Here is a 15,315-nt window from a genome sequence, read left to right as displayed (position 1 = left end):
GAAAGTAACATGACGTAAATTAGTATAAGAAAAAAGGGGATCCGAAAACCCTGAACAGAATAGGAGTTTTAATAAAGACATTTGCTATGATCTCCGGAATTATAGTAAGTCATCAATGCTCATTTTAAGCCTATCTCTTTGCTGCAGCAAATTGATTTGGATTAAAAAAAAGCGGCGATAGTCTGTTAGTTAACAGGCGAAACAGGAGGAAGCCGAAAATCCTTAACAGAGTAGGCACAAATTAAAGTTTTTATTGCTTTTTGATTTATAAAAGCATTATATATTATGGCTAATTGGTATTCGTATAACTTCGGAGACCCATCTCTTCCAGGAAGTTACAGAAAAACTACTTTACCCCCATCATGTACAGATGGAAGTACTATTTGTGCCGTTTATTTAGATGACACCTCTACAATTCCAGGTAGCTTGAGTTTTAGTGACGTTACCCAGTACATCGCTAATGCACAAGCTACCCTTACTCCGCAACCTGAAGGCAATCCATTCTTTGTCTACCTTAAAAGTCTTTAGTTAGCGAAGCTTCTTAATTAAAATCGAACTCCCGGGAAATAACCTTTCCCGGGTTTATTGTTTTTTGGGCAAAAAATATATAATTTCACTCATGACCTCTTATCAATCATTTACCGATTTTGAGTTAACTACTTTATTAAAAAAGGGGGATCTTGTAGCTTACAGTGAGATTTACAAGCGGTTTCAAGGGTTATTATACCTCTATGCCTGCAAAATTGTCAAAAATAATGATGATGCAGAAGACATTGTCCAGGAAGTGTTTTTGTACTTATGGGATAAAAGATTCAGCATTACCATTAATAGCTCCATTTCTGTTTACCTCTATAAAGCGGTCCAATATAAATTCATGAACCTGCTGGATCATAAAAAAGTAAGAACAGATTACAAGGATTCTTTAAATCAATTTATTGATCAGGGCGAATACATTACAGACCACTATATCAGGCACAAAGAATTCAGTAAAATAATTGAAAAGGAAATAGCTGCTTTACCAGATAAAATGAGGGAAGTTTTTGAGTTAAGCCGAAAAACCAATTTATCAAGAAAAGAGATCGCAGAAAAACTTGGTCTCTCTGAAAAAACAGTCAAAAATCAAATCACAAATGCCTTAAAAATACTAAGAAGCAGGTTGTCCCTTTTCGCTTTCTTAATGTTATTATTAAACAAATAATTTTTTTCCATTCCCATCTGGGCCTTTATCTCTCTTAAACTTACTTAGTAGTATAAAGGAGATTTTAATGAAAAAATTAAAGCCAGAAGAACTGATCCATAATTATGTAAATGATACCGCTTCGGAAGAAGAACGGATCATTCTGGAGAGCTGGCATTTACAAGAGCTAAAGAACAGTACTTATATCCCTTCTCAAGAACACATTACAATTGTTCACAAAAGGATGTGGGAGAAGTTAACCTCCCATACCCATCTTCAAAAACCAACTGTGGTTAGTGAAAAATTATGGCCGGGAATTGCCGTTACCGCAGCTGTATTTTTGATCATTTCGGCAACCATCTATATCTATATAAAACCGATATCCCAATCCTCTGTTATTATTTTGACTCAAAATGATGTTGCAGCAGCTGGAAACAAAGCTACTCTTACCTTAGGGAACGGTGAAAAAATTTTACTCCAGCAAACCAATAAAGAACTGGTTGCCATACAAGATGGCATCAACATTCGAAAATCCAATGGCTCACTCATTTACGAACAGCAGAAAAATACAAAAGGAACTTCAGTCATTAATAAGCTGGAAACACCCAGAGGAGGTAAATATCAACTCATTTTACCAGATGGAACCAAAGTATGGTTGAACTCGGCTTCTATTTTAACTTATCCCAGTACTTTCAAAGGTAAAGAACGTTCAGTCAGCCTGGAGGGAGAGGCTTATTTTGAAGTGGCAAAAGATAAAGAGAAAGTATTTAAAGTACTCAGTAAAACACAAACGATCGAAGTGCTCGGTACTCATTTCAATATCAAATCGTATAAGGATGAACATGAAATCCAAACTTCTTTAGCAGAGGGAAAAGTGAAAGTTTCAAATGGATTACAGTATAAAATATTAAACCCCGGACAGGCAGCATTTACGGATGGAAACTCAAAAACCATTAAAATCGAAAATACTGATTTGGAAAAAGACCTCGCCTGGAAAAACAATGATTTTATTTTCAAAGGCGATAACCTGAGGAGTATTATGAGAGAAGTTTCCAGATGGTATGATGTAGAAGTTATTTATGAAGGAAACTTTAATGAAGCCAGGTACTTTGGAGTGGTATCACGTTCAAAAAACATATCTGAAGTACTCAAAATGCTACAATTAACAGGAAAAATTAATTTCAAAATAGAAGGAAGGAGGATTACGCTTATGAACTAACCTATACCTCATTATAAGGCCAAAAAAGCCGGAGGTATGCAGCCCCCGGCAAAGTCTGGCTATAATCAAGAAAATCAACTTAATAACCTGCCTGGTACCCGTCGGTTCATGGACAATAATAGTACCTGGCATAGAACCAAACATACCAAATGTATGAATTTTAATTCAAAATTATCATATAGGAAATCTGCCTACATGACTAAATTTCTGTTCGTTATGAAACTGATTATTGTTTTAATGACTACAGTATTTCTTCAGATCAGCTTTGCATCAGAAGCTCAAAAAGTGACTTTATCTGAAAAAAACGCCTCACTGGAAAGTATCTTTAAAAAAATCAGAATACAGACTGGCTACGATTTTTTTGGAGACGTTAATCTATTAAAATCAGCTAAAAAAGTTAACGTTAGGATAACTAATGTAACGCTAGAGGAAGCGTTAGCAGCATGTCTTAAAAATCAAGATTTAACTTATGTAATCAGCAACAGGATTATTGTAATAAGACGAGAGATACAAGACCTCAGCAACCAAAACCTCAACCTTGTTCCGGATGTGATCATATATGGGAAAGTAGTGGATGAAGGAAACCAACCATTGGCTGGAGCAACCCTGACTATAAAAAGAACAGGAAAATCAACCAAAACCAATAAAGATGGTGATTTTAGCCTTAGAATAAATCCCACAGACATCCTCATCATTACTTATGTTGGCTATGAAACAAAGGAAATTAAGGCCTCCGGTATACAAGCAACTACTTCATTCTTAATTACGCTCCGTTTGAGTACTGCCAGTCTAAAACAGGTGAACGTTATAAATACGGGTTATCAAACACTGCCAAAAGAACGGGCAACAGGCTCATTTCAAACCATTACTGCAAAACAACTGGAGCATAGTACCAGTCCTGATCTCCTGAAGAGATTAGAAGGTATCACCACTGGTTTCGATTTTAACAACAACTTAGTCCAGTACCCGACCAATTCTTCAAGATTTAGAGCGCCGACGCTTAGTGGATTAACTATCCGGGGGAAAAACAATTTAAACCCGGCACCAAGTACTAATCCAAACTCAGTGAGTGGGCAACCCCTGGTAGTGATTGATGGAATAGCCAGCCCTTATTCAATAGACAAACTGAATCCAAATGATGTAGAAAGCATTAATATACTTCAGGACGCTGCTGCAGCATCCATTTGGGGGTCCAGAGCTGCAAACGGAGTCATTGTGGTTACTACAAAAAAGGGACGTTTTCAAACGCCGGCATCAATTTCCTTCGATGCCAATTTGAATGTAAGTGATAAAATGGATTTCTTCTATCGTAAAGTGATGAGTACCTCCGATTTTATTGATGCACAATTAGCACAGCTGAATTATAATTTTAGCCTGAATGGACAAACTATTCCTGATCCGGTAATTCCGAATCCGCCGGATTATATTATTGCCCAGGCCCCGATTTCACCTGTTGCTGAAATCTGGACTTCATGGAAAAAAAACAAAATCAATGATGAACAATATAAAAACCAGATAGATGCCTTACGAAATAACGATATCCGGAAAGATTATACTAAATATTTCATCCGAAATGCTGTTGTTCAAAATTACAACCTAAGTGCTTCCGGAGGGATAAACAATTATGCTTATCGTTTATCTGGAAATTACAACAAAACCATAAATAACACACTGGAATCTGGTGCAAACCAAATGTCCATTACCTACAATGCTGCGCTGAAGCCCATAAAAAACATGAGCCTGGATGCCATTATTTCATATAATCAACAAAATCGGCATGAGCAGGGAGGGACTATAATAAACGGAGATGGTATTTATCCCTATTCCAGATTAGTAGATGATACCGGCAACCCAATTGCAGTGCCAGTAGCTTATCGAAAGGCCTTTCAAGACGCTTTAGCAAATAAATTTGGAAACCAAATTTTGGATATGTCCTTTAAACCATTGGATGAGATTAAACAAAGTTATGTGAAATACAAAAATCAACTCCTGAATCTGAACTTAAACGCGGCCTATAATTTCAGTCCGGTGTTCTCTGCTTCAGTAATCTACAACAATGCCTGGGGACTTGACGACCAAAATCAACTTAGAGGGCAGAATTCCTTTATCATGAGAGATTTGATTAATAAATTCACAAATCCAACTACGCTTACCCGATCAATTCCAATTGGCGGTTTATTAAACAATGGTAGCGGAAAGTCTAACAACCAAACCCTGAGAGCACAAGTAAACGCCAATAAAAAATGGGGAGACAAACATGAACTTCTTGCTATTGCGGGAATTGAGGGTGCTCAAACCTATAATAATATGAGCAGCAGCTATTTTTATGGCTACAATGAACAAACAAAAGCTGTGAATAATGCGCTTCCTTTTGGAGTAGAAACAGATCTGTTATTTATAGATCCCAATATAGGAATAGCAACCGACATCATCCCCTATGTATCATCATTCACTGATTATAGAATACGGACATTTAGCCTTTATTCCAATGCGGCCTATACGTATAATAAACGATATACCTTATCCGCTAGTATAAGAAATGATTACTCCAGTATATTTGGTGAGGGCACTAATGAACATGGTGCTGCCTACTTTTCAGTTGGCGGAAAATGGGACATCAATAAAGAGGAATTTTATCGGATAGCCTGGTTACCTTCATTGGGGTTGAAAGCTACATTCGGCTATAATGGGAATCAGAACCCTTCCATAAGTTCGCGCCCATTAATCACCTATAATCCACCCGCTTTTGTAGGTTACAAACTACCCTTTATTTCCAGAACTACAGGATCCAATAGAGAATTAAGGCCAGAAAAAGCTGCATTTTTTAACCTTGCACTTAATTTTGGGACCAAAAACAACCGGATAACCGGTAATCTGGAATATTATATCCGAAAAACAACAGATCTCATTGCAAATACTTCTTTAGATCCAAGCACTGGCTTCTCACTTCAACAATACAATGCTGCCGATATCAGGAGTACAGGATTAGACTTCAGCATCAATTCTTTAAATCTGGAGTTCAATAGATTTAGCTGGAAAAGCACTTTTCTGATGAGTTATAACCGGGTTAAAGTAACGGATCTATTTACGGACAAACCAAATACTGCAGGTCAGCAAATCTCAAATAATCCACCATATAATAAAGGTGCCGATCTTTCGAGATTATATGCTTATCGCTGGGCAGGACTAGATCCGGCAACAGGAGATCCAATGGGTTATGTGGATGGAAATCCAGTAAGGGTTACCGGTAACCTCGCTGTTTTTAACCAAATTAAAAATGCACCACTATCTACCGCTCATTATTTTGGTTCTTCAGTACCAGTCTACTATGGTTCTCTCCTCAATACTTTTAAGTATGGTAATTTTTCTGCCACCTTCAATTTCATGTACAAGCTTGGGTATTACGCCCGGAGATCGCCTTATGATGTACTGAGGTATTCTCTACTTATTAATAGCAACATGGTACAAGGTGAGGAATATAGTCGCCGTTGGCAAAAACCCGGAGATGAAAAAATAACTAATGTTCCTTCGATGGTTTTTCCTGTTGCTTCAGGAGTTACGGATAACCGGGATAATTTTTATTTCAACTCCGAAATTAATGTGTACAAAGCAGATCATGTCCGTCTTCAGGAGATCAACCTATCCTATACTTTAACAAAAAATATTGGTTTTATAAAAAGTCCAAGGTTTTATGCCAATATAAATAACCTGGGTATAGTGTGGAGAGCAAACAAACTCGGGATTGATCCAGACATCAATGATTACCCCAATCCACGTTCCTACAGTTTTGGTTTAAGCGCAAGTTTTTAAAAACATCTAAGAAAAATGAAAGCCTTTAAAATACTATCAGCCCTACTATTGCTCTGTTTAGGCATGGCCTCTTGTCAAAAGTTTTTAGACATCAAAAAGAGCAGTAACGAGTTTTTTATGACTACAGCCAGTGATTGTCAGTTACTCCTGGATGATTATGCAAAAATGAATACCGGATATCCTTTAGATGGGGAGATCTCTGCGGATGATTATTTCCTTAGTTCAGCAAGTGCGCAGCTCTCTACCATCCCACAAGAAGAAAAAGATTTGTACAACTGGAATCCGAATGCCCAAAGAATTTCCTCTTTGCCGAACTGGGTAAACCCATACCAGGTGATAAACAGCGCAAACCTGGTACTGCAAACCCTGGATAAATTAAAAGGAGGAAACGACGACCCCGCTCTAATCAACGCATTAAGAGGTGCCGCCCTGTTTTACAGAGCCTATTGTTTTTGGACGGTAGCCCAGATGTATGCCAAACCATATACAGTTGGCACCGCAAATCAGGATCCAGGCATTCCACTCATGCTGGATCCGGATATCAATGTTAAATCTACCCGCGGTACGGTACAGGATACCTACAACCGGATCCTACAGGACCTGCAAGAGGCGCTTACTTTATTACCAAAAACCTCAACCTATACGACCCGACCGAACAAAATCGCCGCTTATGCTATGTTAGCACGTACTTATTTGTCTATGGGAGATTATCCAAATGCCCTGATTAATGCCAATGCAGCCTTAGAGATTAAAAAAGATTTAATGGATTACAACAGCAGTACATCTATTCCATTTACGCGTTTTAACAAAGAAGTTATTTTTCATGTCATAAGCAGGTACAATGCTGGTATCCCGGTAGTAGGCGCAATATTAGTCCCTGGCTCTGCTACGGCTAATAGCTGCATCGCAAGAATAAATCCAGATTTGGTGGATGCTTATAGCACCAATGATTTAAGAAGGTCAATATTTCTAAAACCCAATACCGTAAGTATCAGTTTAACCAACTCTAGCGGGGGAAAAACTGCAACTACACTTCAGGATGGCACTTTTAGATTTTCAGGAAATTATGAGCCTGCCACTACTCCTACTTTTTTTACTGGTCTTGCAGTAGATGAAATCCTGCTCATTCGTGCAGAATGTTATGCAAGAGCGGGTAACATCGGTTTAGCCGCTGACGATATAAATCTTCTGTTAAACATGCGTTACAAACCCAATACTTATGTAAATATGACTGCGCAGACTGCCCCCGATATTGCCTTAAATACCATTCTTACTGAAAGGAGAAAAGAATTGCTCATGAGAGGATTAAGGTGGACAGATTTACGAAGACTTAAAAAACCAGCAATCAGAATCACTAAGGATGTCACTTTTACAGGACTCAACACCAGCCCGGTAAAGGTAGAGAACATAACCAGCACTACCTTACCTGCAAATGATCCAAAATTCACCTTATTGATTCCAAAAGAAGTATTGGACAATAGCAATTTAGCACAAAATGCCAGATAAAAATATCAAGACGATAATTTACAAAACTGCGATGCTCATCGGGTTAATCCTTTTAAAATCCTCAGGTTATGCTCAGGAACAGAAAAGTACTCCAGCGAACGAGTCATTAAATCAATTTGAGGATCAAAAACCTGTGTTCAAATTGAAAGAAGAGCAATTAGAAAACAAGAATCGTCATCTTCATTTTTATGCGCTCACAGGATATCGTGAAGGTGTGCAGCCAATTGTTTCGCAATTCAATATGAATTTTTTGGCTCAAATGGACCGGGTACATGGAACACATCGTATAAAAATGTATAACCTTTCCATTACAGATATGCTGACTTATGGTTTAATTAAATCAGATCAGGTCATCCTGGAAGTAAAAGACCCATCCAGATACAGATATGATCCCAAATATGGATCAGAAAAAAGCTGGCTTCGCAAAAATGCCTATTGCTACGAACTCTTATTACCTGAAAACACACTTAAAAGCATGGATCTGGTTAGAAACCATTTGAGCCGTTTATTCAAAGTGAAATGCGGTTATCAAAAACGTCTGATCAAAACCATGATAGACATCAATGGAACCGCACAGGAAAGTAAGGTAGAAAAAGAGTTTTTTGTCATCACTGAAATTAACTAAACCATGAGAAAACATTTCCTTTTAATCTTACCCCTCCTTTTTGTTCAAAAACTAAATGCACAACACAGTTTGAGTATTGGGGACTCTTTACCTGAATTCACCATTCAAAAATTGATAAATTCAAATCAGAAAAACATCAATACAGCTGACTTTAGAAATCAATTACTCATTATTGATTTTTGGTCTATTTACTGTGGTGGCTGCGTTGATGCCTTACCAAAAATGGAGCAACTGCAGCAAGAGTTTGGCAGTAAGATCAAAATACTTCCCGTTACAAATGAGCCAGAAAAGTTGGTAAAAATCTTTTGGAAAAAGAACAAGAATACAAAAAAACTATCTCTTCCATCTGTTGTTGAGGACACGTTATTTAATGACTATTTTAAACACCGGGCCGTTCCTCATGAAGTTTGGGTCTATAAAAATAAAGTAATTGCGATCACTGATGGAGAATATGTAGATGGAGCCAACATAAAAAAAGTCTTAGATGGTGATGAAATCAATTGGCCAGTCAAACAGGATTTCGATCGATTTGATGCAAAGAAAAATGCACTGTTCGAAATTGATGGTCATCAAATTAACCTCAAAAATACGCCCATTCAGTATGCTGCAATTAGTGATTACAACGAAAGCATCAATAACATGAGTGTATTTAGCGGAGGGTCAGGAATCGTTAGAGATAACGAAAAAAAAAACCTGAGGGTTTTCTTTTTGAATTTCCCGATATATTCCCTGTACTATATAAACCTGAGTAAAGTTCACCACTCTGAATCCATAAATGCACCTAAAGGAAGTCAAAATCAAACTTTATGGGAGGTAAAGGATCCGGGTAAATACAAATACCAGACAGGCTCAGGATACAAAGCGGACTGGATCAAAAAAAACGGTATCTGTTTCGAATCCAATTATCCGGATACCGGTCAGAATGATGTAGAAATTGCCAAATCGATCCTGGAGGATTTAAATCATTTGCTGGGCTTACAAGTCAAATGGGAAAAAAGAAAAGAAAAAGTATACCTACTCCAGAGAATTGACAATACCATCTCTATAAAAACAAAAGGCCCAATAAAAGATTCGGAAAGCTACATGAGTACGACAGGAGATTTAAATCAACTTCGTGATACTCCACTATCAACTCTGGTTTATCGCCTAAACCAGGAAACTGAAAACCCTTACGTTTTTGATCAATCAGGATATGACGGCAATGTTGATTTAGCACTTCGATTCTCTTCCTGGACAGATATTCCTGCGATTCGAAAAGCACTTCAAGTCTATGGCCTGGATTTAAAAGAAGAAAATCAAATCGTCGATAAACTCGTTTTCAAAGAAATCAACCATAAACCATAAAAAAATGAAAAAAGAAAGAAAAATGAAGTTAGTCTATCTATTGGCAATAATTTTAGCCTTCAGCAGCTGTAAAAAAGAGATTCATGTAACTCCGGTAGTAGAACAGGAATTAATGGTTAGTACGTTTGTAGGCTCGGGCTCATTCGGCTTCAGGGATGGAATAGGTGAAGCAACTGGATTTAAAAGACCTACTTCAATGGTAATTGATGCCTCAGGAAATATCTTTGTTGCAGATAAAGGAAATTTCAGGATTAGAAAGGTAACCCCAAATGGAGTAGTTAGTACTTTTGTAGGGGATGGAATAGGTGGCTACCTGGATGGAACAGGAACAGCTGCAAAAATTGGTGGTGGAGATAATGCAATCACCATCGATGCTCAAAATAACCTTTACCTGGCAGATCCAGCGAATTTATGCATCCGAAAAATCACACCAGCAGGAGTTGTAAGCACGCTTGTTGGCGCTCCGGGACGAAGTAATGTTGATGGCCCGATTGCAACCGCAGGAGTTAAGTTCATTAGTCAAGCCGATATCGCAATTGATGCCTCTAATAACATTTACTTTAACGATATAAAAGGGATTAGAAAGGTGAGCGCCGATGGAATTGTCAGTACAATTGTTCAAGTTGGACCAAAAACAATAACTGGACCAATTGCAACAGCAGTTATTGCTAGTCCAATAAATCTCTGCACAGATAAAACCGGGAATATTTACGTGGCTTCATTAGGCCTTAATGATATGTTAGTTATCAAAATAAGTACTGATCAAATGGTCAGCTATTATGCTGGAAAGATAAATGGAAGCCCCATATCCTATAGCCTAGGCCTTGCTGAGTCTGCACAATTCAATGGGATAAGAGGCATGATTGCAGATAAATCAGGTAATGTATTGATAGTGGACCAAAATCATATCGTTACCAAAATTACACCAGATGGTTGGGTTAGGCTTGTTGCTGGAATTCAATATGCTGAGAGTTATAGGCCCTTTGTCCCTGGTCCGGTTTTTACAACTACATTTGCTGATAACATAGATGTTGCTGTTGACCCAAATGGAATTATCTATGTACTAGACTGTAGCCTTGGCTCTATTCGCAAAATCTCCCTTGTTGATAAACCAACTAACCCTCCTACCCAAACTGAAATAGAAAAAGCCAACTGGAACAAAGCAACCACCTGGAAATAATCAATCCAAATCTATAATCACCATATAAACTAAACAAAATGAAAAAAACACTACTCACCATACTTGCTTGCGCTGTGCTCTCATTATCAATAACCGCGCAAACCATTACAACAATTAAAAAAGATACCACTGCATACCAAAAGAAAAATGAATTCAGAATCAGCGTCGGCTTGGATGAAGGAATACCAACCGCTTACGTATCCAAATTCTCCTCATTTGTAATGGGAGCTTCCCTACAAGGAGAATACATGGTGCTCAAAGAGCTTGGTGTAACCTTAAGTGCCAACTACCTCTATTTCCTGGGTAAAGATGGCGGAGATGGTTTATCCATGTTACCTGCCCTGGCAGGTGTAAACTATTACATCACTCCAAAAATCTTTCTTTCCGGACAATTAGGTGCATCCTGGTATATCGGAAAAGACAGTGATCACAGCACTTATTTCACCTATGCACAGGGCATTGGTTTCCAACCTTCAAAACGCATCAGCATTTTGGCTAAGTATGAAGGCATCAATGTAGGTCCATCAAAAAACTATTCCTTTGCCGGACTACGTGTTGCATATAAATTTTATAAAAGAAAATAAGATAAAAGCACAAATACTCTTTTGATTTTCTTTAGTAAACGTTGCTTCCGTACCGGGGCAAAGCCTTAAAAGGCACCGCTCCGGTATTTTTAAATGTTGTTTTTAAATGAAGAAATGGCTCTGTATGCGGCGGTATTTTTTTTGGGAGGTCTAACTGTCTGAACCGACGGATTGAATAAGGGGTTTTCGTCTTGCTTTTAAAATCCGCCGCTATATGAGCCCTAATTAAGATAATAAACTATGAAATGGATAATACATAGAAAAGATCAACGGTTCCGATGATAGAGTAAAACCGGGGCGGAGTCTCCCTCATGGCCGGGCTCCGGTAACTCTTTTACCGGTAACCAAAAATCAGCCAATTAAAATATTTAAAACCCGGTTCTGTATTTGACTAGTATTAAAAAAACAGATTGTATGAAACTTAATTCATAGCTAAAGAATGAATCAGCAACCCTTAATTGTCAGTGCTACTTTTAAATGCGATGATCCTAACCTAAAGCGGATCTGGATTAGCGGATACAAAAGTATTCAGCAATTAGCCTCCAAAATCTGCTATGATACAGCATACTATGAGCAATTCACTTATACCGGCGACACCAGAGTTCAGGCACTTCAAGCCTTATATTTGTCCGGCGACGATAAATTGCTAAAAAAGGCGATCATGGACTTCTACAATTCGAAAACACCGGAGTACATGCCAAACTCCCGCGTATTGGGTGGCCGCCTACCAATCATCCCGACCTTTTCTCTCTACTGGATCTGCATGATCTACGATTACTGGATGCACCGAAAAGACGATGCCTTTATCACCCCGCTCCTACCTACTGTTCAGGGGATATTGGACTGGTACGATCGTCAACTAACCGGAGATCAGGAAATGCTGGGTGCCATAAAATGGTGGAATTATGTAGACTGGGATAAGTATAACGGCTGGGGAATTTCCCCCGATCCGCAAAATGGGCAGTCTTCGATTATGTCTTTCCAATATGCTTACACCTTAAAACTGGCCGCGAAATTATTCAAAGCCTATGGAGATCCGGATTGCGCGAAAAACTACAACGAGCTTGCCGATGAAATCAGCAGAAACACGCTCAGATTATGTTACAATTATGAGAAATGCCTGGTTGCCGACAACCCCGATCAGACTTCTTTCAGTCAATACGCAAACATCTGGGCCATATTAAGTGGCGCAGTAGCCGATAAAAAAGCTGATGATATTATGTTTCACCTGTTATTTGACCGGCGTATCATTCAGATGTCCAATTTTTACAAGTTTTACCTGACCCTCGCCTTGAAAATGGTGAACACAACGGATCAATACCAGGGGCCAATTGCTTCCTGGCAGCAATTTCGTAATGCGGAACTAAATTCGGCCAACAAAAAGGTAAACTCCATTCCGGAAGAACGTAACAGCTGGAGTCAGTTTCCAAATTATGACTTCCTCGCTACCATTTGTGGTATTACCTCAGATTCACCGGGTTTCAGGAAAATCAAAATCAGACCAGCTATCGGTAATTTAACAGAGTTAGAAGCCACTATGCCCCATCCAAATGGCACCATTAGCTTCAAATTTAAAAGATGGAGCAAAGAAAGTATGACTGCAAATATTGAACTTCCTCCAAAAACAGAGGGTGTATTTATCTGGAACAAAAAAGTATATCCCCTGAAAAGTGGCAGACAGCGCATTGAATCTATCGTTGTTAACGAAGTGATACTATGATTTACGGGTATCGGCCAGGATGATGGCCTTACCGGTTTCCCCTTGCTTTCATTTCCCCAAAAGCTGTAGCTCCTGTTACTTGTCTCCCCCTGTTATGCCAGCTGTAAACATTGAACAAAAAACTGTCAAACCACCAACAACTACCCTGTAAACCCAGCACAATCAACCTTGAGCAGCGATTTAGCCGCATTTGTTTTACTAATTTAGTGAAGTAATCCATTGTGGATTTCAAGTTTTTGATATTTTCTGAAGTAGTTTTTTTTAATCACCCAGCAATGATCATCACATGGAAAAAGAACGTTTTTTCAAAGCACTGTCCCGCGAGCGAAATCCTACACATGAGCTCAAAACGCATTTCAACAGGATGCTCAAAAAAGAAGTTTACCCCGCCCATAGCGTCATCCTGGGTACAGAAGAAATTTGTAATAAGATGTGGTTCATTGTAAAAGGCTCTGCCATGGCTTATGTTGTTAAAAATGGTAAGAAGGTCCCTTATTGGTTCTGGAACGAAAATGAAATCATGGTGCCCATACATAGTTTTTTCAAGCAGGTTCCCCTCGGTGGCTATATACAAGTAATGGAAAGAAGTACCATGCTCAGTATTACTTACCAGGGCGTGAGGGCACTCATTGGCAGATTCCCGGATTTCAACTTTCTCCTGATGGACCTGATGGAAGATTCTCACTACTCAGCAGAGCAGCGAATCTGTAGCCTAACCGCTATTGAACCCAGCGAACGTTACGAATTACTCCTGAAAGACGCTACGTTTATCGCCAGAAAAGCTCCCGTAGAAGCCATCGCTTTCTACATTGGAGTATCCAGAAAAACCTTAAACAGAATCAGAATGAAAAGATAAGGATTTTGATTTTGGGTCATTTGACCCAATTCAGAAGCCTTTAGGAAGGTAACTTTAATTCAGCTTTTAACCTAAAAACAAAGGAACGATATGAACACTTATCCATTTATCATCATTATCAGCATTCTGCTCATCATCATGTGGGCCTATGCTGCCATTTCCAAACTCATAGAACTGGAACAATTTAAACAGGCACTGGCCTCCCAGGTCTTTCCAAAATGGATGGGAAAGATTTTAGTTTGGGTACTGCCCATTATAGAACTGGGCATTGTTGCGTTGTTGCTATTTAAAAACACACAAATCATAGGCATGTATGCTTCATTTGTCATGATGCTGCTCTTTACCTTATATGTAGGTGGTGCAGTATACAATATTTACGAACGTCATCCTTGTGCTTGCGGCGGATTATTTGCCAGGCTGGGATGGAAAAAACATTTTCGTGTGAACGTGTTTTTCACCTTATTATCAATGATTGGACTAGTATTGCTGGAGAATGTTGCGCTGTAGTTTAAGTGGTGCCGGGAAAGTGAATAGCTCCCCGGCGCTTTTTATTTATTATCCCGTACTCTTCCCTGAGGTTTAATAAAGCAATACCTTCTTATTATTGCAACTATATTGCAATAATATTTTAAATCACTACAAATGCAACCATATTGCTTTTATATTTGTAATCTCAATATTTACATCATGATAAAAGCCAGTAACAAAAAAACATTATTGAAATCAGGCCGCTTAGATCAGTTTGGGATCAGCGCTTCTGTAGCCTGTGCCATCCATTGTGCCGCATTGCCCTTCCTCATCACTTTACTCCCGCTTTGGGGACTAGGCTTCCTCGCTAATCCATGGGTAGAGTTCAGTATGATCGGTTTGTCGCTACTCATCGGAACCTGGTCTTTGGCCCGCTCCTATCCCAGACACAAAAGAATCATCCCTGTCCTCGTCCTCATTACCGGATTTATGCTGATTGGAACCGGACATTACGGCTTTCATTTTTTAGAAGCGATTTTGATCCCTTTGGGTGGATTCACCATTGCGCTCGCACACCTGATCAATTGGAAATATGCCCGCAATTGCACGCATGATTAGTGATGAATTAATGCAGTAGCAAATACTTTACAACGAAAGCACTTGCAATCTTATGGCATTCCCTACTTTTGTAATCACACATAACATGAACAACAAACTGATATTCGGTGTATTTTTACTTTTTGTAAGCATGGTTAATCCGGGTTGCTCACACCAGCATCCGGATGGAAAACAGCTTTACCTAAAATATTTAAAAAGCCGCGTAATA

At 38.8% G+C, this 15,315-nt stretch carries 12 protein-coding genes; all 12 read left to right on the top strand.

Going from position 1 to position 15,315, the window contains the following annotated elements:
• The first annotated feature begins 619 nt into the window (after positions 1 to 619).
• The 12 genes from OQX61_RS11830 to OQX61_RS11775 all read left to right on the top strand — a co-directional run bounded on the left by OQX61_RS11830 (position 620) and on the right by OQX61_RS11775 (position 15,107).
• Positions 620 to 1,198: an RNA polymerase sigma-70 factor gene (locus OQX61_RS11830; RefSeq protein WP_265841888.1), complete on the top strand. Its 579-nt coding sequence runs from the start codon at positions 620 to 622 to the stop codon at positions 1,196 to 1,198.
• A gap of 67 nt (positions 1,199 to 1,265) precedes the next feature.
• Positions 1,266 to 2,396 carry a FecR family protein gene (locus OQX61_RS11825; RefSeq protein ID WP_265841887.1) on the top strand — a complete coding sequence of 377 codons (1,131 nt, stop codon included), beginning with the start codon at positions 1,266 to 1,268 and terminating at the stop codon, positions 2,394 to 2,396.
• 216 nt (positions 2,397 to 2,612) lie between these two features.
• Positions 2,613 to 6,206, top strand: coding sequence for a SusC/RagA family TonB-linked outer membrane protein (locus OQX61_RS11820; protein ID WP_265841886.1), 3,594 nt, complete (start codon positions 2,613 to 2,615; stop codon positions 6,204 to 6,206).
• Between the two features lie 15 nt (positions 6,207 to 6,221).
• Positions 6,222 to 7,712: a RagB/SusD family nutrient uptake outer membrane protein gene (locus OQX61_RS11815; RefSeq protein WP_265841885.1), complete on the top strand. Its 1,491-nt coding sequence runs from the start codon at positions 6,222 to 6,224 to the stop codon at positions 7,710 to 7,712.
• Positions 7,702 to 8,337 (top strand): hypothetical protein, encoded by a 636-nt coding sequence (locus tag OQX61_RS11810; protein WP_265841883.1) that lies wholly within the window; start codon positions 7,702 to 7,704, stop codon positions 8,335 to 8,337. The genes OQX61_RS11815 and OQX61_RS11810 overlap by 11 nt, the downstream gene beginning before the upstream one ends.
• 3 nt (positions 8,338 to 8,340) lie before the next feature.
• On the top strand, positions 8,341 to 9,681 hold the full coding sequence (locus tag OQX61_RS11805) for a redoxin domain-containing protein (RefSeq protein WP_265841882.1): 1,341 nt from the start codon (positions 8,341 to 8,343) through the stop codon (positions 9,679 to 9,681).
• A gap of 4 nt (positions 9,682 to 9,685) precedes the next feature.
• Positions 9,686 to 10,861 carry a hypothetical protein gene (locus OQX61_RS11800; RefSeq protein ID WP_265841880.1) on the top strand — a complete coding sequence of 392 codons (1,176 nt, stop codon included), beginning with the start codon at positions 9,686 to 9,688 and terminating at the stop codon, positions 10,859 to 10,861.
• Between the two features lie 38 nt (positions 10,862 to 10,899).
• A complete protein-coding gene (locus OQX61_RS11795) occupies positions 10,900 to 11,445 on the top strand; it encodes an outer membrane beta-barrel protein (protein ID WP_265841878.1) in 546 nt (181 codons plus the stop codon).
• A gap of 439 nt (positions 11,446 to 11,884) precedes the next feature.
• Positions 11,885 to 13,165, top strand: a complete 1,281-nt coding sequence (locus OQX61_RS11790; protein ID WP_265841876.1) for an alpha-L-rhamnosidase C-terminal domain-containing protein — start codon at positions 11,885 to 11,887, stop codon at positions 13,163 to 13,165.
• Positions 13,166 to 13,451: 286 nt separating this feature from the next.
• Entirely contained in the window at positions 13,452 to 14,021 is a 570-nt protein-coding gene (locus tag OQX61_RS11785) for a Crp/Fnr family transcriptional regulator (RefSeq protein ID WP_265841875.1), read from the top strand.
• Positions 14,022 to 14,111: 90 nt separating this feature from the next.
• Positions 14,112 to 14,528 (top strand): MauE/DoxX family redox-associated membrane protein, encoded by a 417-nt coding sequence (locus tag OQX61_RS11780; protein WP_265841874.1) that lies wholly within the window; start codon positions 14,112 to 14,114, stop codon positions 14,526 to 14,528.
• Positions 14,529 to 14,708: 180 nt separating this feature from the next.
• Positions 14,709 to 15,107 carry a MerC domain-containing protein gene (locus tag OQX61_RS11775; protein WP_265841873.1) on the top strand — a complete coding sequence of 133 codons (399 nt, stop codon included), beginning with the start codon at positions 14,709 to 14,711 and terminating at the stop codon, positions 15,105 to 15,107.
• The last annotated feature ends 208 nt before the right edge of the window (positions 15,108 to 15,315 follow it).

Origin of the sequence: Pedobacter sp. PLR, assembly GCF_026239675.1 — a bacterium.
Lineage (GTDB): Bacteria > Bacteroidota > Bacteroidia > Sphingobacteriales > Sphingobacteriaceae > Pedobacter.
Note: the sequence above shows the minus strand (reverse complement) of the source record. Positions and strands in the feature narration are given on the sequence as shown.